The sequence below is a fragment of the Peribacillus sp. NPDC097675 genome (assembly GCF_050277655.1).
Taxonomy (GTDB): Bacteria; Bacillota; Bacilli; order Bacillales; family DSM-1321; genus Peribacillus.
The window spans coordinates 99,689-119,718 of the sequence record NZ_JBNNSK010000006.1; the positions used below are offsets into that span (position 1 = coordinate 99,689).

The window sequence follows — 20,030 nt, forward strand, 5'->3', positions numbered from 1 at the left end:
ATGAAGCAAAAAAAGATTGATCGGTTATTAACATTTTATTTACCAGTCATCACTCTACTTGTTTTCACGCTCTTTCCCCTCTATTGGACTGTCAATACGGCCTTTAAAAGTGAAGGAGATATAATAAAACGCCCGCTTCATTATATACCAGCTTCTCCAACGATAGAAAATTTTGTAGCAGCATGGACGAACGTAGGTTTTGCTACTTATTTTAAAAATAGCTTGATAGTTGGCATAAGTACCGTAGTCGTCGTTTTATTGATCTCAACGATTTCTGGATATGCCTTAAGTAGGTATCGTTTTAAGGGGAAGCGTGGTTTCCTTCTAATGTTACTATGTACACAATTCATTCCGAGGTCCATGTTGATTATTCCTTTATTTATCATCTTTAAGCATATGGGTCTAATAAGTAATCCGCTCTCATTAATCATTACCTATGCAGCGGTTGAAATTCCCTTTACAACGGTTCTTATGACAGGATTCATTTCTAATGTTCCGAAAGAATTGGAAGAAGCGGCCATGATTGATGGGTGTAACAGATTACAGACGATTAGACATGTCGTCTTTCCACTTTTAATCCCGGGTGTTGTAGCTACGAGTGTTTTTACCTTCATTTATACTTGGAATGAGTTCTTACTGGCCCTCATGTTAACGAACCAGCAGGATAGATTTACTCTTCCTGTAGGCTTAAGCTATATGATGGGTGAATTCAATATTAATTATGGTGCATTGGCGGCCGGCAGTGTTATTGCCTTGATTCCTGCCGTCATTCTATTCTCCATAGCACAAAAATACTTAGTGAATGGAATGGGTGGAGCCGTTAAAGGTTAAATTCACAAAAATAGATAGGGGGAAATTCCATGATAAGAATATTTGGGAAGTTAGCGATAGCTTCTTCAGTAGCGGCTACTTTATTTCTGGCAGGCTGTAGCGGTGATACGAGTGAGAAAACTACTAGTGTTTCAGGAAAGGATACAAATGAAAAAGTAACCATAAGTTTTTGGGACGAGAATGCTGGGCCTCAACGAACTCCTATTTGGGAAGAATTAATTAAGCGTTTTCAAAAGGAGAATCCTACTATTACCGTGGAATATGTCGGTCTTCCAAAAGATTCGGCGAAAACAAAATATGATGCAGCTATCGCAGCGAACGACACGCCAGACGTCGGTAGTGTCCAAACGAGTTGGCTTCCTGAATTTGCATTGCGGGATGCATTGTTACCATTAGATAAAGATTTCAGTACCTGGGATCAAAAAGATAAAATCAATAAAAGTGCCATTGATTTTAATAAGGAAATGGTGAACGATCATAAATTATATGGAATCCCTTATACGCAAAATTTAGATATTTTATGGGTTCGACCTGACTGGTTCGCAGAAAAGGAAACAAAAATTCCTGAAACTTGGGACGAATTCTTCTCGGCCATAAAAGACCAAACGGATAAAAGCAATAATCGTTATGGGTATACAATCCGTGGTGGTGCAGGAGGATCGTTACAATTACAGAGATTAATGTATGCATACTCAGGCGAGGAACAATATATTAAAGCTGGTAAGAGTACGATAAATAGTAAAGAGCATATTGAATTTTTAAAAAAATATTTTGCAGTCTATAAGGAATATACACCTAAGAGTGACATCACAAATAGCTACAAAGAAATGATTGCAGGGTTTGATACAGGAGCCGTCGCCATGGTTCAGCACAATATTGGCTCTTTTGGAGAGCACAGTGAAGCTTTAAAGCCTGAACAATTTCAAGCAATTCCTTTACCCAAAACTGCAGATGGGAAGTATGTTGCTGAAGGTGGCAATACAATAGCTGTAAGTATTTTTAAGGATTCAAAACATCCAGACGCTGCTTGGAAGTTTGCTAGCTTTCTAAATACAAAAGAAAGTCAAAGCTATTGGAATCAGAAAGTCGGCCAAATCCCAACGAATTCAGATGTACTAACGGAAGACTGGGTCAAGAATTCTCCACATATTCAAACAGCATTCAAAGTATATGATGATCCTGAAACCATTTTATATAAACCGCCGTTTTATCTACCGGAATATCGCTCTATTTTGGACTCAGTAGTCGATTCTGGCACCCAATCCGTTATGAGTAATAAGATATCCGTAGAAGAATTTTTGAATGAATGGGCAAAGACGATTGAAGATGCTCAAACTAAGTATGATGAGCATTTCAAGAAATAATTCCTTATTGAAGCCGTCAAGAGATAATTACGATTTGACGGCCTTATCTTACAATTCTAAGGAGGTAATACCCCGGTGATTGGAAGTGAATTCTCCTCTGAAATTAAACAATACAAGGATAAAAAGACTGGAAGGGAAATTTTTCAGTTAACTGGAGATGGATCTAATAATTTCCATTTCTATTTTACGGATAATTCTTTTTCCTTACATGATGAAGATATATATTTTTTATCCGATCGTTCTTCCCAAAAAAAGGAGATCTATAATCTCTTTAAAATGAATCTGGAATCCGGGAAAATCATTCAATTAACAGATGAAGAAAACGGTATCGAGCCAAGCTACCACACCAAAACTCCTGAAAGCGATATCATAGTTTATATTACCGGAAGCAAAGTGAAAAAAATAGATAATCGAACCTATAAGACTACCGTACTTTATGAAGAAAAAGACAATGTTTTATTGGGACACCCCCATATTTCTCCTAATAAGAAACACATAGGGCTGATAAGGACAGAGAATGCTTCCATAGCTCGGGGCGCGAATTATATAGGATTCAAAGAAACCATGTTTGCTACCAAAAAGAGTTGGATTACAATCATCCATCTAGATGGAACGGGTGTAGAGAACATTTACGAAGATACACATTGGCTTGGCCATTTCCAATTTTCTCCGACGGATAGCAATTTGGCGATGTTTTGCCATGAAGGGCCTTGGAATCTGGTGCATCAACGTATTTGGGTGCTTGATATTGAAAAGCAAAGCGTAACTCCGATTTATAGGCAAAATGAACATGATTGCATTGGTCATGAATTTTGGACATTCAATGGCCTAATATTCTTTGATAATAGACGGAAAGGTCATGATGGAACGATAACGGTTCATAAAACTCAAGCTACCATTTTAGAGAAGTCTATTAAGGATATTCCTTTCGTGGGGTTATCAAATTCAAAAGGGGTAATCTTAAAACAGTATGATTTGCCTTCCTACTGCAATCATTATCATAGTAATCCAAACAACACTCTGTTAGTTGGAGATGAAGTGGAAGATCTTTTACTCATTCATTTGCAGGAAGACAAAGTTTCCATTGAAACACTTTGTACCCATAAAACTAGCTGGAATACTCAACAGACACACTGTCACCCGACCTTTAGCTGGGATGGTACACAAATATTGTTTACATCCGATCGTGATGGCCCTTGTAATTTATATTTGGTGAAATTGGACAAAGAGGATGGGAGGAAGCCATAAATGTTTGTGAAGAACCAATTAATTAAACCGGTTCAAGCTGGAGAAGGAGTAATTAGAAAATTACTAGCAGCTGAAGGTTCATTAATGATGACAGAAGTTTGTTTTCAAAAAGGGGCTGTAGGTGTAATTCATTCTCATCCGCATGAACAGGTAAGCTATATTGTCGCGGGAAGCTTTGAATTTAATCTGAATGGTACGAAACAAGTGATGCATATAGGGGATAGCGTATATATCCCTACCAAGATCCCTCATGGAGTTGTTGCGCTTGAGGAAAATTCAATCATTCTGGATATTTTCACGCCTCAACGTGAAGATTTTCTATTAAATGAAGATAGGAGAACATTATGAATCAAGTAGAACCTTTATCTTCAAAAACAATTCTGGATATAGCTGAAAAAGCTAGTAAAACCCTAATGAAAACTTATAACCCAAATCAATTACCGCCAGCAAACTATTGGCATTATCATCAAGGGGTTTTTCTATATGGTGTTCAGCGTGTCTGGGAGAGGACAGGGAAACAAGTATATTATGATTATATGAAAGCATATGTCGATCTTTTAATAGATGAACAAGGGAATTTTTTGTTTGCTAGAGATGAACTAGACTCCATACAGGCAGGAATCTTACTATTTCCGTTATATAAAAAAACGGGGGATGAGCGGTATAAGACCGCAGCTATGAAACTAAAGAACTTATACTCCACATTTAACAAAACCAAGCAAGGAGGATTTTGGCATAAGGACAAGTATCCTTATCAAATGTGGTTAGATGGTTTATTTATGGGTGGACCTTTCGCCTTAATGTATGACCAAGCATTCAATCAGCCAGAATTGGTGGACATGGTCTTATACCAAGAAAAGCTGATGAGGGAACATATGAGGGATGAAGAAACTGGATTTCTTTATCATGCTTGGGATGAAACAAGATCTATGTTATGGGCTAATAAAGACACTGGTTGTTCGCCAGAAATATGGGGCAGGTCGATTGGATGGTATGGGACTGCACTGATTGATTTGCTGGACATCCTTCCGGAGAATCATTCATCCAAAGAGGAATTGATTGCTTCCCTACAAAGTATTATAAAGGCTTATGCTGACTTCCAGGATCAAAAAACTGGCCTCTGGCATCAAATTGTAGATAAAGGGGACCGGGAAGACAACTGGTTGGAATCTTCTTGTTCAAGTCTCTTCATTTATACAATCGCTAGAGCAGTGGAAAAAAACTATGTGGATCCTACATACCAAGTCATTGCAAAAAAGGGATATCAAGGTTTACTCAATCATATGATTGAAATCCAAGATGATTCTCTCGTTATGAAGGGTATTTGTATCGGGACATCCGCAGGAGTTTATGACTATTATGTATCTCGACCCGTTTCAGAAAATGACCTTCATGGTGTAGGAGCGTTTATTCTAGCTAGTGTAGCTTTATCAGACATGATAAGAAAATAGAATCCATAATCTATGCCGAAAATAATTATTTCAAGTTTGATACCATGATCGACCCATGAAAATGGTACGATTTTTCAAAGAAAACCTTTAATCCAATAAGTTGATGTAATAAAAGCCTTTATTAGGGTCCATTCTATTCGATTAGATGAAGAAGTCAGTTGGAACCCCCGCTATCATAAAAAACTGAAGCTGGCAGGTAAGATCGATATTATGTATAGTTAGCTCATTTTTTTCAGTTCATAGAAATGAGCATATAGCACTATGTATTGTAAGGAATGAAACCGATATCTTTAAAATGATTAAATTTTTCATTTTATGGAAGGGTAGGATAAAAGAACTCAAAAATCCTGGTGCTTATATGTGGGAGAAAATTAAAAGTAAATTATATATTTTTATTAAAACCTATTTTCTATTTTCTTTAAGAGCGACAATCCTCTCTTTATTTTTACCTGTCATGATCAGTATGATTGCTCTGACCGGTTTTTTATCCTATCGATTGGCTATTAGTCAGTTGGAGGAGAATGCTCATAATAATATTAACGATACTCTCTTTCAAACAAAAGGATATATTGAAAATACCCTCTCCAATTCCTTCGAACAATTGGTTGTCTTATCAAATGATCCTCGGCTCCTTTCGGTTGTTAGAATGGAAGAGGACGAAGCAGATGCTGAGGATTATATTAATATTAGACAGTTATTGAAAGCGATATACATGAATTATAATTCCAACATAGAATCAATATATGTCAATATCAACGATGGGAACTTTATGATGTATCAAAGCGAATATTCTTTGAAGCCAGGTGATTTCCCTTATCAAGATTACATGAAACAAACAATGAGAAGTAATGAAGACTTCTACTGGCTTAATTCCCATGAGGACTCTATTTTCAATAGTAACTCACAGGTTATCAGTGTGTTGAAGATTATTGGTCAAACTGATTCTAAAACAAACGGTGTACTAGTCTTTAACCTCCGCCATAATTTTTTTGAAGAGGTAATTGACACATCGTTGTTAGGAGGGCATGGCTATATTACACTTGTAAGTCCTGACGGGGAACTAAATTCAAAAGATGCTCCAGATGAATACAAACTGAATGAAGATCAATTGGCCCATCTGCAACACTTAAAGAAAGCAAAGGGAATGTATGAGTTTGAAAATCCGAATGGCAAGAGAATGAGGGTGATTTACAACACAATTGGAACTAACAAATGGAAAGTGGCTGCTGTCGTCGCAACAGATGAAATTGTCAAAAAAGCTACTTACATTAAATATGTCACCATTGCCGTCATTTTAATCTTGGCTATCCTTTCCATTATCATTGCAAACTTCTTAGCAAGATATATATCAAACCCGGTCTCGGATTTAGTGAAACAAACCAAACTTATCAATGAAAATAACTTATCTCTCACTTATAATCAACGTGGACCAAAAGAAATCACCTTACTTAATATAGCAATGGAAGAGATGATGGTACGTATTCATTCCCTCCTTGAACAAATTAGACTAGAACAAGAGGATAGGAGACAACTTGAATTTGCTGTCCTTCATTCACAAATTAACCCTCATTTCTTATATAACACGCTCTTCTCGATTAAAGGATTAAGCGACATGGGTTTAAATAAGGATGCTAGTGATATGATTACAGCTCTTTCGAATTTCTTCCGCATTAGTATTAGTAAAGGCAGAGAAATCATCAGTATAGAAGAGGAATTCACCCACATACGAAATTATCTTTTCATCCAAGAAATGCGTTATGGAGACAATTTTGAATATGTGATTGAAATGGATAAATCCATTTCATCCTATCAAATTATCAAATTAACTCTACAACCTTTAATCGAAAATGCTATTTATCATGGAGTGAAACAAACAAGGCACAAAGGCCGAGTCATTGTGAAGTCCAATGAAAAAGAAGATTTAATTTATCTTGAAGTCATAGATAATGGAATCGGCATGAGTGAAGAAAAGCTTCAAGAAATACGGAGAGACCTGAAAAATAGAACTCACGATTCGACCATTGGTATTGGCTTACGTAGTGTTCATGAAAGAATCCGTTTACACTTTGGGGACCCCTATGGAATTCTCATTGAAAGTACGGAGCATGTCGGAACTCGGATAACAGTTATTTTTCCAAAAATGAAGGAGGGATAACTTTGTGCAAGGTAGCTATTGTTGATGATGATCGCATAATCCGACGTGGTCTAAAAAGTGTCATTCCTTGGGAAGAATATGGTTTTTCATTCGTTGGTGAAGCAGGCGATGGAGAAGAAGGACTAGCATTAATTGAAAGAGAGCAGCCCCATATTGTTGTATCAGACATTAAAATGCCTTTTATGGATGGTTTAGAAATGGCGAAAATGGTAAAAAAGAAAGCATGGAATACTAAGATTATCTTACTGACTGGTTATGAAGATTTTAAATATGCTCATGAAGCTATTAAGGTAAAGGCATTTGATTATCTTTTGAAGCCAGTTGAAACAGTTCATCTAGTTGAAAAGTTGAATGCTGCCCGCAAGGAATGGGAAGAAGAAAATCAAAAAGAAACGCTACTAGAAAAGACAATTCCCTATCAACATCGATTGTTTCTTGACAATTGGTGCTTGAATAAAATATCCGACGAAGAAATTAATAGAAAATTCAATCATTTAATCCATCCTTCACTCACTGGATATTATTACGCTCTCTATATTCAATTGGATAGTCAATATGATACGGACATTATGAGATTGCATGCAAAAAATGAAGTTATGAAGATTATAAGGAAACTGTTAGATACGTATTCAATTAATCATGAAGCTTTATATGGTGATAAGGAAGATCTTTATCTTTTAACAGGTTTAGATACCAATTCTCCCTTAGAAGCGGAATTACTAATTAAAAACTTCTCGGAGGAATTGGTCGCAATTGTTCAAACCAGTGGACAGACTACCGTAACGATTACGATGGGTGAGGGCATTCAACGCATTCAAGACCTTCATCTCTCATTATTAGGAGCAAAATCAGCCATGAATCAGCGCTTTAGGATGGGAAAAAATACAGCCTATTCTATTAATGATATTAAGTTATCTTCCATTGAAGTACTAATCGATTATCGACATTTTGAAGATGAGCTTGTTCGATCTATCAATTTGGGGCTATCTGGAAAAGCAGAAGATCAATTTGATAGAACGAAAAGTTTAGTTCTGCACAACAACAAGCTTTCTCTAGAGGAAATATCATTACTGATGTTACGGATTAATAGTTTGTTATTCCGTGATTTCAATAAGTGGGATAAACAAAGGTTCATCCATATGCAAAAAAAGATGATTACAATGCAAACAATTGAAGAGTTATTTGATTGTATGAAGGTTTTTGCTGTAGATCTTGCCGATTATGTACGCCTTCAAAATATGAATCTTAAAGAAACAATTGTTGACAAAGCCGTTGCTTGTATTAGAGAAAAATATCATATGGAGGATTTATCACTTCAGAAGGTTGCAGATGAGGTGCATGTAAGCCCCGCTTATTTAAGCAGTCTTTTTAAAGCAGAGAAAGGATTTAATTTTAGTGAATGTGTAATGGAGACAAGAATGAAAGCAGCCATGCAATTTTTTAGAGAAACGGATTTAAAAACGTATGAGATTTCAGATAAGATAGGTTATTCAAACCCACGTTATTTCAGCAGTTGTTTTAAGAAATATACTGGTCATACTCCAGCTGAATATAGGAAGCTAACATAAATATATAGGTTCATAGGGTTACAAGACTTAGGGCAGAAATGATTCTGCCGGGTTTTGTTATCCATTAATTAAAATACTTATTACAAGGAGAGATTGATATGGAAACTCGTTATGCGCATCATCCCGAAGATATGAAGACTTACACTACCCATCAATTAAGAAAAGAATTTCTTGTCGAAAGTTTATTTGAAGCAGGGAAAGTGAATCTGACCTATACCCATGTCGATCGGATGATTTTTGGTGGGGTGACGCCTACAGAGCAAGAACTAACGATTCAACTTGATAAACAACTAGGAGTCTCTTTCTTTCTAGAACGCCGTGAACTAGGCATCATTAATATCGGCGGGGCTGGTACAGTCACGCTTGATGGAGAAGAGTTCCTAATGGACAAAAGAGACGGACTTTATGTAGGGAAAGGAACAAAAGAAGTGTGGTTCCACTCCAAGGACCCGTCTAACCCCGCTAAATATTATATTAATTCAACACCAGCACATCATACGTATCCCACAGTGAAGATTGATATCCAAAACATTGATCCTATTGCTACCGGGGATCCCTCCACATTAAACGAACGAAAAATTTATCAATACGTCCATCCAAATATTTGTGAGAGCTGCCAGCTTCAGATGGGCCTAACTATGCTTGCTCCGGGAAGCGTATGGAATACGATGCCGTGCCATACTCATGAAAGACGGATGGAAGTTTATCTATATTTCGATATGAATGAAGACACTCGAGCCTTTCACTTTATGGGTAAGCCTGATGAAACAAGACATCTTATATTGAAGAATGAGGAAGCAGTCATTTCACCAAGTTGGTCCATTCATACAGGGACAGCTACAAGTAACTATACATTTATCTGGGGAATGTGTGGAGAAAATATTACTTATGATGATATGGATCATGTGAAAATGGAAGAACTGCGTTGAAAACAATCAAATATAGGAGGATTTGTCATGCTAACTGACTTGCAAAATTTTTCGACTGATTATTTTAGATTAGATGGTAAGGTAGCGATAGTTACAGGTGGGAATACCGGTTTAGGACAGGCGTACGCTGTTGCCTTAGCAAAAGCGGGAGCTGATTTATTTCTCGTTACACACAATAATCGCTTTGATGAAACAAAAAATCTCATTGAAGAGACTGGACAGCGGGTTGAATTTTTCCAAACTGATTTGACCAATCGTGATTCTATTAAGGAAGTCATCAGTAAATGTGTCTCTATTTATGGAAAGATAGATATTCTTGTAAACAATGCAGGAGCCATTCGGCGGACTCCCTTGCTCGAATACACGGAAGAGGATTGGGACGCCGTAATGGACATTAATTTGAATGCTGTTTATTTATTAAGCCAGGAAGCAGCAAAAGTCATGGTAGGACAGAAAAGTGGAAAAATTGTTAACGTTGCCTCCATGCTCTCCTTTCAAGGTGGGAAATTCGTTCCTCCTTATACAGCTAGTAAGCATGCTGTTGCTGGTCTAACAAAAGCATTTGCCAATGAACTGGCTCATCATAATATACAAATCAATGCGATAGCGCCAGGTTATATCGCTACGGCCAATACTGCACCGATTCGTGAGGATGAAAAAAGAAATGCTGAAATTTTATCACGTATTCCAGCTGGTAGATGGGCAAATCCTTCTGACCTCATGGGAGCAATGGTCTTTCTTTCAAGCAAAGCTTCAGACTATATGAATGGTCACGTATTAGCTATTGATGGAGGTTGGTTGGCAAGATAGAGTGCATATTCCGTTCATTCATTTGTACCGTACATTTTATATGTACGGTCATTTTTTAAAAGGAGGAAAAGTATACATGAACTTAAATCTAGGTGTCCGTGCGCATGATATGGAAAAACGACCATTGGCAGAACTCTCTAGAGCTATTGCTGCAAAGGGATTTACTGAAATACAATTAGCCTTGCGTAAATCATTCGATGGCATGAACATTAAACCTGGCAGTCTTTCATCAGATTTGGCTCGTTCTATAAGTCACTCATTTCAGCAACAGCGAATAGGAATCGCTGTATTAGGGTGCTACATTAATGTTATTCATCCTAATTTAGATGAACGTAATAAAGGATTGGATTTCTTTAAGGAGCATATACATTTTGCGAAAGAATTTGGATGTAAGATTGTCGGTACAGAAACAGGAAATGTATATGCTAATATCAAGTATACAGAGGAGAATTTTCGCGAAGGACCATTTCAGGCTGTAGTCAACAGTGTCAGGGATTTAGTCAAGGAAGCAGAAAAATCCGATGTTATAGTCGGGATAGAACCAGGAGTCAATCACCCTATACACTCCCCAAAAACCATGAGAAGATTGATAGATGCTATTCGATCCCCTAATTTACAAGTCATCCTTGACCCTGTCAATCTCCTAACATCAGAAACGTACAAAAATCAAAATATTATAATTCAAGAAGCATTTGATTTATTAGGCGATCACATCGTAATCATTCATGCCAAAGACTTTACCATCAATGATGGAGAATTAAAAATAGTTCCTGTTGGTGAGGGGTTACTAAACTATCAAAAGATTTTCTCTTTAGTAAAGGAGAGTAAACCTGCTATCCCAGTTTTGATGGAGTCTACAAAAGAAAAAGATATGGAAAATAGTATTCTCTATCTAAGGAAACAATACAAATCAAGCGAGCAAACGGATAAATAAGATAGATGGATAATAAAAATGTTGGTCTCTTTGAACCATACTTTAAAGGGAACATCTCCAATTTCTCATTTATTTATAGATGAATAAAAAATGGGGAAAGTACATACATTTAAAACGAATAATGACTTTTTGGGACGGGAGGTCTATACACGATAAAGTATAATAAGGAATTACTATTAAAGGAAGCTGCTAAATTAGGTTCTTTACCAGCGGGCACACCCTTACCCAAGATGCCTGGATGGTCTTCATACCATATAAGGTCTGGACGTGACTGGATGGGGAGGAGTCCCTTACTAGAGAAGTATCTTAATTCTTATCTTCAAAGAAAAAAACCTAGATAATCCACTAGGTTTTTTATTATTTTATGCCATATAGTATTTTTTTTACCGAAGGACTTTTTGTCGTTAGCTTGACTGAATGGTAGGTCGGTCTTTCAACTTTATCGGCAGGTGTTGTACCAATCTTTCTTGCTTGTTCTTTCAATTTAGCGAAATTATACACCGTTTTTTTAGTGTTTGCTTCCATCGCTATCACCTCTTACTTTTATTTTACTGAATTTCCCGCTTGAATTCAATTCATATCATTAATTGCAGCTAGTGTATGATACTTTTGATACAATTCATAGGTTAAAGAAGTGATTCCTGCTAGCAATTGGCCATCATACTCATCAAAGGTCGTCCGATAACTATGTAGGATGATTACATACGTAACGAATTTTTCTTCATCGGTATATACGTTTTCTTTGACCTCAATTGTATGAATCATATAATTTTTAAAATAGATATGCCTGTCGTTTTCCTTGTTTATAGGAATGGCGGATCCAAGTGATGCGGCAACGTCTAGGGAATATCTTACAACTCTTGGGTAAGTGGTATGATTCTTTCTGAATTCATCTTCTGTCTTTATTTCATATTCAAAGAAAATATCGTCTTTTCTATAATATTCCATCATTTCATTCAGCATTTCTTTTAGAAAATCTTGATAGCTAGTATGTAATCTTGTAATCCTCAAAAACTTATCGATATTTTCTTCCCGTAACCAATCAATGAGAAAAGCGAATTTATTCTGTTGGATAGTAATTCTTTCAGCAACATCTTGTTCAGCTGTTTCTTTCTCAAACTCAAAGTTCATTAATTTAAACCGTTTCATATGTTCCAAAGGGATTGGAGCTAATAAAAAGAAAATTAACAAGAGAAGGAGATAACCAAGGTGTTCAAATACAACTTTGGCTTTTTTGGACTCAGCTAGAGGTTGTACAATTAGAGAAGTCAAGGAAGGTTCCTTTGATTCCTTCTGTACTTGCGTTTCATCTCCTTCTATTTTTGCATCTTGAACTTTTTCAATGGACTCTTTGAAGGATAGATCAATAAAATGATAGACCCCCGACCCTATTATCCAAAAGAGCCCAACTATATATAACCCCATATAACACAGTTTTAACCAATCTTTCCTAGTTGGATGATCATTATTTCTAGATGACAAGCGTGCCCACCTCTTTCATTCATACCTAATTATAACAGCTAGAGAGGAAGGCGATGACAAAAAAAGAAGAAAATTAATAGCATGCAACTTCGATTTTTTTACATAAAGAGAGGAACCGCTTACCTAAATCTATTATTCAACCTCGTAATCCCATAAAAAAGGGACGCATCTCTGCCCATTTTATTACGTGTATTCATGTATGGACGCAGACAATTATGAAAGATTCGATCACAATGCTCTGAAGGTCCATACTTTTCATAACAGATATCATGTGATTTGCAGCACGAATCGACGCCATTAGTTGGTGTACCAGGTCCCGAACAGCCCGGTCCGCACCATCTATACCCCGGTACACAAAAACCGCGTTTTAACCGATTATTTCTATTCAACATACTACCTTCTTTCCTGAGAGAGATTATCTATATTAAAGTATGCAGAATTAGCTGAAAGCGGTAGGGCATTGATAATGACTGTCATATATACATATAAGAAAGGGCAATAACTTTAGAAATGAAAGAAGATAATTATTGTTAGACGTTTGATTACTGCTACTAGAAAGAATACTGGATTCCTAGTTATGAAGATAAATTGGTAATAAGTTTTAAATACTTTCTCTTGTATTAGGCTCAGGTAAAGAGGTACAGTATTTTGAGACTCTGAAAAATTCATTAAAGGAGAACTACTTTGAATAGAAGTGATAGATTAAAAAAGCGTCGATGGTCTTTATATATAGCGTTAACAATATTTGCTCTTATACTTTTTCTCGGAACATGGAATCAAATAGCAAAAAACAAGAATACTTTCGTGCCAGCTGGAGGAACTTCAAATGATGATCAAATGATAACGATTGAACTACCTGATGGCAACGTTATGACTACTAATGAAAAGAACATTTACTATAAAGACGACAAAATGTATTACAAAAGTAAATATAATGAGATTGATATAACTGGTGCAAAAATCAAAGACGAAACAAAATAGACTTTCCTTTTTCAAACGATACAAGTCCGACTTTACTTATCACCAGCATCTCCCATGCTTTCAAATGTATCAGTAGCCATTTGTTTTCTAATACGAATAATATGGGCATCCATTAGTTGTTTGGCTTTGTCCGCTTCTTTTAATGCGATGGAAAAGTAAATCTCTTTATGTTCTTGAAGTGTTTCTTGAAAATGACCGGTGTTTGCGAAACGATGTTGTCTGGTGGCCCGGATTGTATCTTTCATTTGATCACTAAGGGTATGAACCAATCCAGCAAATATAGAATTGTTTGCTGCTTGTGCGATACTATTGTGAAACAAAAGATCTGCTTGCAAGCCCAGCTCTTCATCTTGTTCCGATTTTGCCATATCTTCTAAAGCTTTCAGGATATTTTGTAAGTCTAAAGAGCTTGCTCTCTGGGCAGCTAGAAAAGCACACTCGGTTTCTATTACACGCCGAACTTCCAACATTTCATAAATTAAGTGGTTCTCAGCATTGATGATTGTGATAGATAATCGATCGGTTAATGACTGAACTTCTGATTGTCTAATAAAGGTCCCATCTCCTGGTCTAACCTCGATAACGCCGTTACTCTCCAATACACGAAGAGCTTCTCTAATAGAAGTTCTACTCACCTTAAAACGAGTGGACAACTCCCGCTCAGCGGGTAATTTATCTCCAGGTTTCAATTCACCGTTCATGAAAGATTCCTTAATTTGATTAAAAATGATTTCGTATACTTTTGGGGATTTAATTGGCATAGAATCCACTACTTGCATCACATCCTTCAATATCATTTCTAAAGATACTATCTATTCAACTAAGCTAAGGGTGACTCATCTTGATAAGTCTTAGGGGAAAACGGACTATTGTATCCAAAATATACTTTTTATTGGGAAAAGTCACGAATTAATGGTGGTTAGACCAGTCTAGCTTAAGTTCTTTCTCTAACTAAATAAAAAAACATCAATTTGCGAATAAAACATGATAATTCATGAGGAAAATGAACAAAAAGAATAATTGTTGAAAAAGTCAAAATATTTAGTATAATGTAATTGGTTAGACCAATTACCAAATTATATCGAAGGTGTCGAGCAAAAAACGCTGTTATGAAATCGATTACAAGTTATTTACAAACTGAAGTTAATTAAAAAACAGATCATTATAGAAGAAAGTAGGAGATTTGGATGGTAGCAACTAGTGTGAATGTATTAAACGCATTAAAAGAAGTTCTCTCGGAAAGCCAAGTTACGGAAAACCAGACCGTAAGAGAATTGCATGGCAGGGATGAGTCGTATCATGCTGTAAGCCTGCCCGATATTGTCGTATTCCCTGAAACAACACAGCAGGTGAGTGAAATTGTGAAAGTCGCAAATTTGTACAGTATCCCGCTGGTTCCTTTTGGATTGGGATCCAGCCTTGAGGGTAATGTCATCCCTTACCAACATGGCATAACGGTTGATTTTTCTCTAATGAATAAAATCTTGGAAGTGCGTGAAAATGATTTTCTCGTGAAGGTTCAACCCGGTGTGACGCGTTCGCAGTTGAACAAAGAACTGAAAAAGTTCGGTTTATTCTTTTCCGTTGATCCGGGAGCAGACGCCACTCTGGGTGGAATGGCTGCCACCAATGCTAGTGGAACGACATCGGTCAAATATGGTGTAATGCGTGACCAAGTCCGTGATCTGGAAGTGGTTCTTGCAGATGGTTCAATAATACATACTGGCAATTTAGCCGCTAAATCATCATCAGGTTACCATCTTAACGGTCTTTTCGTTGGCTCAGAAGGAACGCTTGGATGTTTTACTGAATTAACCTTAAGAGTGTATGGAATTCCAGAGCATGTTATGGCGGCAAGGGCTTCCTTTCCGACATTGAACAATGCAGTTGAAGCTGTTGTATCCATATTGCAATCCGGTGTGCCTATCGCAAGGGTCGAACTTGTAGATGAACCATCAATGAAACAGGTTAATCTCCATAGTGACACATGCTATACAGAGGGACCTACGTTATTTTTGGAGTTTCATGGTAATGAGGCAGGTTTGAAGCAGGATGTAGAGTTTACACAAGAAATTGTTGCTGAACATCAATGCCTCGATATTGAATTCGAGAATGATAATGCTGCTAGGAACCGCCTATGGGAAGCCCGCCATAATCTTGCCTATGCTTATATCCATGGCCATCCCGGAAAACAACTGATGGTCACAGATGTCTGCCTACCGATTTCAGAGCTTTCTGGTGCCATTCGTCATGCAAGGGAGGCTGTAGATGCCTTGGGACTGACCGGAGGGATTGTTGGCCATGTAGGGGATGGAAACTATCATGTACTATTAATGATCGATAACGATAATCAAGAAGAGGTTGAAAGAGCTAAACAGTTAAACGAACAAATTGTTCTTTATGCCCTAGAACGCAACGGGACCTGTACCGGGGAACATGGAGTAGGGGTCGGTAAACAAAAATATCAGAAACAGGAGCATGGAGAGTCGCTGTTGGTGATGAAAAAAATAAAAAAAGCCCTCGATCCTGACAATCTATTAAATCCACGTAAAATATTCATGCAAGAAGGAGAGTGATGATATGAAAGTTCTTGATGCAATCAGTGCTTTAGCCGGAAAATATTTTGCTATATGGGTGATCTTAATCTCTATCATTGCTTTTATGTTTCCAGAACCATTTTTGGGACTTGGGGGATATATTACAATTTTGCTTGGCGTAGTCATGTTTGGGATGGGGCTCACTTTGAAAGCAGTGGATTTTAAAATTATCGTTACGAAACCTCTGCCAGTAATAATTGGCGTTTGTGCACAATTTATCATCATGCCACTTGTTGCTTTCTCTATTGCAAAAATCATGAATTTGCCGGCTGAATTAGCTGCAGGACTAGTTTTACTCGGTTGTGTACCAGGAGGAACAGCTTCTAATGTTATGGTATATCTGGCAAAGGGGAATGTACCCTTGTCTATAGCTATGACTTCAGTATCAACCTTACTGGCTCCAATCATGACACCTTTGCTTTTGCTTTGGCTGGCAGGTCAATGGATGCCGGTTAATTTCACAGCCATGTTTATGTCTATCATTCAAGTCATCATTCTTCCGATTATTTTGGGTCTAATCATTAAGCGGTTTTTCCCGGTTACTGTTGAGCGAAGTTTAACCGTATTACCCCTTATATCGGTTGCAGCCATTATTACTATTGTCAGCGCAGTAGTCTCTGGAAATGCAACCACGATTGCTACATCAGGAGTCCTAATTTTTACCGCAGTGATGCTTCACAATGGATTCGGACTTCTGTTAGGTTACTTTGCAGCAAAAATGTCAGGACTTGATGAAGTGAATAGAAGAGCGATATCGATTGAAGTGGGTATGCAGAACTCCGGGCTAGGGGTTACCCTTGCCACTGCCCATTTCGGACCAATGGCAGCACTACCAAGCGTCCTTGCCGCTGCTTGGCACAATATTTCCGGACCGATCCTTGCGACTTACTGGTCAAAAAAGTCGACCGACAACAATAGTATCGAGGAAGTGCCGGTCCATCCAGTGAAGACTAAAATTTGATTATCATCTTTTTAAAGAATCCCTTGTTTTTAACTGGGGGTTCTTTTACTGTCTCAAGTGAGAAGTAAGGAAGTACTTAACGATAGTTGAATATAAATCAAAATACCTCACTTATTTTCTTTTCATACCCTTCGATGTATAATAAAGCATATTTGTTTTTGGAAGAAATTAATTGAAGAGACTAAGAAGAGAAAAATGAGGTGTGGAAAATTGATTGCAAAAACAGAAGAAGACTTTAATGGTCTAAAGGAAATTGGTAAAATTATCGCCGCCATTAGAGATGAATTGGTACAAAAATCAATTCCTGGCATTACGACCAAAGAACTTGATGATATCGCTGGGGATCGTTTAAAAAAGGCAGGAGCAGTTTCCGCTCCAAAAGGGGAATACGATTTTCCTGGCTATACTTGCATCAGTATTAATGATGAAGTGGCACATGGTATTCCAGGTGATCGGATTATTCAAGAAGGGGATTTAGTCAATATAGATGTATCTGCTTCAAAGAACGGTTATTTCGCAGATACTGGTATTTCATTTGTAGTAGGGGAAGGAAATGAAGTTTTAACAAAACTTTGTGACGTTGCTAAAATGGCATTTGAAGCAGGTCTTAAGAAAGCAAAGCCCGGTTCTAAAAAAAGCAAACTCGGAAAAGCGGTATTTGAAACAGCGAAACAACATGGATTCACGGTTATTGAAAATCTTACGGGGCATGGTGTCGGACGAAAAATACACGAAGCACCTGCCCATATTTGTAATTATTATGATCCTTGGGACAATGATATATTAAAGGAAGGAATGGTTATCGCATTTGAACCATTCATCTCAACCTTAGAAGAAGAGGTATTCCAAAAAGATGACGGTTGGACCTATGCAACCGAAAAAAGCTATGTAGCTCAATTGGAACATACGATAATCCTTACTAAAGATGGTCCGATTATTGTTACCCTTTAATATAGCATACGGTAAATAGAAAAAAACAGCTGTCGACAAAGCCGACAGCCTGAATATCAGGTAAGGGGCTGTCTAATAAGTCCTTATTCCAGTGAATTTCGCAAAAACAAAGAGGCAGAAATGTTGTTTAAATCAACGTTTCTGCCTTTTATTATTTATACAATTTCGGTGTAATTACACCTTTTGGGACAGCCCCTTACCTTTATCTTGGACCTATTTATAATTATGGTTGCATTCTAACAATGATCTTCCCCCGAACATGACGACCTTTTAATTTCTTCAATCCACTAGGCAATTCTTCTCTAGGTAGAACTTCACTCACCATTGGATTGAGTGTTCCTTTTTTCACTCTTTGCATTAATTCGTTCGCCATAAAAGCTAAGTTCTCCCGCGCACGGAGGGAACCGCTACTGTGTGCTGCACCTAAAGCTATCTCATGTACGGATGGAGAGATAGAAAAGGGTTTGATGGTTGATAAGTCGGGGCTACCCGCAATAAAAGCCAATTGTCCAGAAAACGCTAATCGTTTTAGGTCTTCTGTAGCTTCAGCAGAATTGATTGTATTAAATATCAAATCAACTCCATCCTCATTCGTTTCTTCCAAGATTCGTTTTGTCACATCTTCTGTTCGGTAATCGATTGCAATATCTGCACCAAGAGATCTCACCCAAGATGATTAGGAGAAGATGCTGTTGTAAATATCTTCAATCCAAGCTCCTTCGCTAATTGAATTGCAACGCCGCCTACTCCTCCTGCTCCACCGTGAATTAAGATGGTCTGTTTCTGGGCATGATTAAACTTCTGAAATATTGCTTGGTAAGCTGTCATTCCTGAACAAAGAATGGCCGCTGCCTCATCAAACGTTACATCTGTTGGAATGAGCGATGTAGCAACCGCATCAACAGCTGTGTATTCTGCAAATGCCCCTTTCTTGTTCAAATCGGTATGACAAGCCACACGATTTCCAACACTGAACCCAACTACATTCTGGCCGACTTCTACAACTTCTCCAGCTAAATCCACTCCGGTATAATGGGGATAATCCCAATTCGAATTTCCTGATTGAATCTTTTGATAATCAACTGGATTTAGAGCCGTGCTAATTACCTTTACAACCAATTCTCCCTCTCCAGCATGAGGATTTTCTGTTTCTCCCCATACGAGCTCATCTATACTAACGGGCTGTTTGATTAACCATGCCTTCAACTTGCTCAACTCCTTAAAACATTTATTTTAGTTTTTATAATAAAAACAGTATAATGTTATGATGCCATTTTTAATAGTAGTTACTTTTTGTACCCTAGTTTTTATGAAGCAATTTAAATTTTATGTAAGAAAGAAGATGAAATTCACGAAGGATAATCACTATAATATACCAGTTGAGGCTACTTTAGAGGTTATCGGTAGAAAATGAAAACTCCTTATTCTATGTCACCTTAAAAGTGGAAAAACGAGGTACAGTGAACTGCAAAAGCCATTCCACAGATAACCAAGAAAATGCTTACTCAGCAATTAAGGGAATTAGAAAGTGACGGAATCATTAATCGTTATGTCTACCATCAAGTGCCGCCAAAAGTAGAATACTCTCTGTCAGATACTGGAGAGACATTAAGAGAAGTTTTAGACATAATGTGCGCATGGGGAGCAAAAAGGATAAATAATTAAGCAAAAATTCATTATTGTGTAATGTATTTCACTTGCTTCTACGATCTGATAAGCTCATTTTATCCAAAGTAAATGAGCTATTAATCAAATATATGTTTTAGTA

At 37.3% G+C, this 20,030-nt stretch carries 20 protein-coding genes and 1 pseudogene; 15 read left to right on the top strand and 6 right to left on the bottom strand.

Annotation, left to right across the window (positions count from 1 at the left end):
* The 10 genes from ACQKL5_RS10605 (at position 1) to ACQKL5_RS10650 (ending at position 11,290) form a co-directional block, all read left to right on the top strand.
* Positions 1-831, top strand: coding sequence for a carbohydrate ABC transporter permease (locus tag ACQKL5_RS10605; protein WP_427608600.1), 831 nt, complete (start codon positions 1-3; stop codon positions 829-831).
* Between the two features lie 29 nt (positions 832-860).
* Complete coding sequence (locus ACQKL5_RS10610; RefSeq protein WP_427608602.1) at positions 861-2,195, top strand: ABC transporter substrate-binding protein; 1,335 nt, start codon at positions 861-863, stop codon at positions 2,193-2,195.
* Positions 2,196-2,270: 75 nt separating this feature from the next.
* Complete coding sequence (locus ACQKL5_RS10615; protein WP_427608603.1) at positions 2,271-3,443, top strand: oligogalacturonate lyase family protein; 1,173 nt, start codon at positions 2,271-2,273, stop codon at positions 3,441-3,443.
* Positions 3,444-3,791 (top strand): cupin domain-containing protein, encoded by a 348-nt coding sequence (locus ACQKL5_RS10620; protein ID WP_427608605.1) that lies wholly within the window; start codon positions 3,444-3,446, stop codon positions 3,789-3,791.
* Entirely contained in the window at positions 3,788-4,894 is a 1,107-nt protein-coding gene (locus tag ACQKL5_RS10625) for a glycoside hydrolase family 88/105 protein (RefSeq protein ID WP_427608606.1), read from the top strand. Before ACQKL5_RS10620 ends, ACQKL5_RS10625 begins: the two co-directional genes overlap by 4 nt.
* A 358-nt stretch (positions 4,895-5,252) precedes the next feature.
* Positions 5,253-7,049, top strand: a complete 1,797-nt coding sequence (locus ACQKL5_RS10630) for a cache domain-containing sensor histidine kinase (RefSeq protein ID WP_427608608.1) — start codon at positions 5,253-5,255, stop codon at positions 7,047-7,049.
* Between the two features lie 2 nt (positions 7,050-7,051).
* On the top strand, positions 7,052-8,617 hold the full coding sequence (locus ACQKL5_RS10635; RefSeq protein WP_427608610.1) for a response regulator transcription factor: 1,566 nt from the start codon (positions 7,052-7,054) through the stop codon (positions 8,615-8,617).
* A 98-nt stretch (positions 8,618-8,715) separates the two neighbouring features.
* On the top strand, positions 8,716-9,546 hold the full coding sequence (kduI, locus tag ACQKL5_RS10640; RefSeq protein ID WP_427608611.1) for a 5-dehydro-4-deoxy-D-glucuronate isomerase: 831 nt from the start codon (positions 8,716-8,718) through the stop codon (positions 9,544-9,546).
* Between the two features lie 27 nt (positions 9,547-9,573).
* The gene (kduD, locus tag ACQKL5_RS10645) at positions 9,574-10,356 is read left to right on the top strand and encodes a 2-dehydro-3-deoxy-D-gluconate 5-dehydrogenase KduD (protein WP_427608613.1); all 783 of its coding nucleotides are present in this window, start codon (positions 9,574-9,576) and stop codon (positions 10,354-10,356) included.
* A 76-nt stretch (positions 10,357-10,432) separates the two neighbouring features.
* Positions 10,433-11,290 carry a sugar phosphate isomerase/epimerase family protein gene (locus tag ACQKL5_RS10650; RefSeq protein WP_427608615.1) on the top strand — a complete coding sequence of 286 codons (858 nt, stop codon included), beginning with the start codon at positions 10,433-10,435 and terminating at the stop codon, positions 11,288-11,290.
* Between the two features lie 357 nt (positions 11,291-11,647).
* Here the strand turns inward: ACQKL5_RS10650 and ACQKL5_RS10655 are convergent, their stop codons facing one another.
* From ACQKL5_RS10655 to ACQKL5_RS10665, 3 genes are all read right to left on the bottom strand, one after another.
* Positions 11,648-11,815 carry a hypothetical protein gene (locus tag ACQKL5_RS10655; protein WP_427608616.1) on the bottom strand — a complete coding sequence of 56 codons (168 nt, stop codon included), beginning with the start codon at positions 11,813-11,815 and terminating at the stop codon, positions 11,648-11,650.
* A gap of 45 nt (positions 11,816-11,860) precedes the next feature.
* Complete coding sequence (locus tag ACQKL5_RS10660) at positions 11,861-12,772, bottom strand: hypothetical protein (protein WP_427608618.1); 912 nt, start codon at positions 12,770-12,772, stop codon at positions 11,861-11,863.
* 119 nt (positions 12,773-12,891) lie between these two features.
* Positions 12,892-13,161 carry a Parvovirus coat protein VP1-like protein gene (locus ACQKL5_RS10665; RefSeq protein ID WP_427608620.1) on the bottom strand — a complete coding sequence of 90 codons (270 nt, stop codon included), beginning with the start codon at positions 13,159-13,161 and terminating at the stop codon, positions 12,892-12,894.
* A 295-nt stretch (positions 13,162-13,456) separates the two neighbouring features.
* Here ACQKL5_RS10665 and ACQKL5_RS10670 point away from each other — a divergent pair, with 295 nt between their 5' ends.
* Entirely contained in the window at positions 13,457-13,753 is a 297-nt protein-coding gene (locus ACQKL5_RS10670) for a hypothetical protein (protein ID WP_427608622.1), read from the top strand.
* 32 nt (positions 13,754-13,785) lie between these two features.
* Here the strand turns inward: ACQKL5_RS10670 and ACQKL5_RS10675 are convergent, their stop codons facing one another.
* Entirely contained in the window at positions 13,786-14,535 is a 750-nt protein-coding gene (locus tag ACQKL5_RS10675) for a FadR/GntR family transcriptional regulator (RefSeq protein WP_427608798.1), read from the bottom strand.
* A gap of 405 nt (positions 14,536-14,940) precedes the next feature.
* Here ACQKL5_RS10675 and ACQKL5_RS10680 point away from each other — a divergent pair, with 405 nt between their 5' ends.
* The 3 genes from ACQKL5_RS10680 (at position 14,941) to map (ending at position 18,262) form a co-directional block, all read left to right on the top strand.
* The gene (locus ACQKL5_RS10680; protein WP_427608624.1) at positions 14,941-16,329 is read left to right on the top strand and encodes an FAD-binding oxidoreductase; all 1,389 of its coding nucleotides are present in this window, start codon (positions 14,941-14,943) and stop codon (positions 16,327-16,329) included.
* Positions 16,330-16,333: 4 nt separating this feature from the next.
* The gene (locus ACQKL5_RS10685) at positions 16,334-17,311 is read left to right on the top strand and encodes a bile acid:sodium symporter family protein (protein WP_427608626.1); all 978 of its coding nucleotides are present in this window, start codon (positions 16,334-16,336) and stop codon (positions 17,309-17,311) included.
* Positions 17,312-17,521: 210 nt separating this feature from the next.
* Positions 17,522-18,262, top strand: a complete 741-nt coding sequence (gene map / locus ACQKL5_RS10690; RefSeq protein ID WP_427608627.1) for a type I methionyl aminopeptidase — start codon at positions 17,522-17,524, stop codon at positions 18,260-18,262.
* A gap of 223 nt (positions 18,263-18,485) precedes the next feature.
* Here map and ACQKL5_RS10695 read toward each other — a convergent pair whose 3' ends face one another.
* Entirely contained in the window at positions 18,486-18,929 is a 444-nt protein-coding gene (locus ACQKL5_RS10695) for a zinc-binding dehydrogenase (protein WP_427608629.1), read from the bottom strand.
* Positions 18,926-19,468, bottom strand: a complete 543-nt coding sequence (locus ACQKL5_RS10700; protein WP_427608630.1) for an alcohol dehydrogenase catalytic domain-containing protein — start codon at positions 19,466-19,468, stop codon at positions 18,926-18,928. Before ACQKL5_RS10700 ends, ACQKL5_RS10695 begins: the two co-directional genes overlap by 4 nt.
* Before the next feature lie 136 nt (positions 19,469-19,604).
* On the opposite strand from ACQKL5_RS10700, the pseudogene ACQKL5_RS10705 reads away from it, so the two are divergent.
* Positions 19,605-19,927: pseudogene (locus ACQKL5_RS10705) on the top strand (winged helix-turn-helix transcriptional regulator).
* The last annotated feature ends 103 nt before the right edge of the window (positions 19,928-20,030 follow it).

Excerpts from the sequence above, each read along its gene's own strand:
- ACQKL5_RS10655 (WP_427608616.1), bottom strand. The coding sequence starts at position 11,815 with ATGGAAGCAAACACTAAAAAAACGGTGTATAATTTCGCTAAATTGAAA.
- ACQKL5_RS10605 (WP_427608600.1), top strand. The coding sequence starts at position 1 with ATGAAGCAAAAAAAGATTGATCGGTTATTAACATTTTATTTACCAGTC.
- ACQKL5_RS10610 (WP_427608602.1), top strand. The coding sequence starts at position 861 with ATGATAAGAATATTTGGGAAGTTAGCGATAGCTTCTTCAGTAGCGGCT.
- ACQKL5_RS10630 (WP_427608608.1), top strand. The coding sequence starts at position 5,253 with ATGTGGGAGAAAATTAAAAGTAAATTATATATTTTTATTAAAACCTAT.
- ACQKL5_RS10685 (WP_427608626.1), top strand. The coding sequence starts at position 16,334 with ATGAAAGTTCTTGATGCAATCAGTGCTTTAGCCGGAAAATATTTTGCT.
- ACQKL5_RS10650 (WP_427608615.1), top strand. The coding sequence starts at position 10,433 with ATGAACTTAAATCTAGGTGTCCGTGCGCATGATATGGAAAAACGACCA.
- ACQKL5_RS10680 (WP_427608624.1), top strand. The coding sequence starts at position 14,941 with ATGGTAGCAACTAGTGTGAATGTATTAAACGCATTAAAAGAAGTTCTC.
- ACQKL5_RS10620 (WP_427608605.1), top strand. The coding sequence starts at position 3,444 with ATGTTTGTGAAGAACCAATTAATTAAACCGGTTCAAGCTGGAGAAGGA.
- ACQKL5_RS10625 (WP_427608606.1), top strand. The coding sequence starts at position 3,788 with ATGAATCAAGTAGAACCTTTATCTTCAAAAACAATTCTGGATATAGCT.
- kduD (WP_427608613.1), top strand. The coding sequence starts at position 9,574 with ATGCTAACTGACTTGCAAAATTTTTCGACTGATTATTTTAGATTAGAT.
- kduI (WP_427608611.1), top strand. The coding sequence starts at position 8,716 with ATGGAAACTCGTTATGCGCATCATCCCGAAGATATGAAGACTTACACT.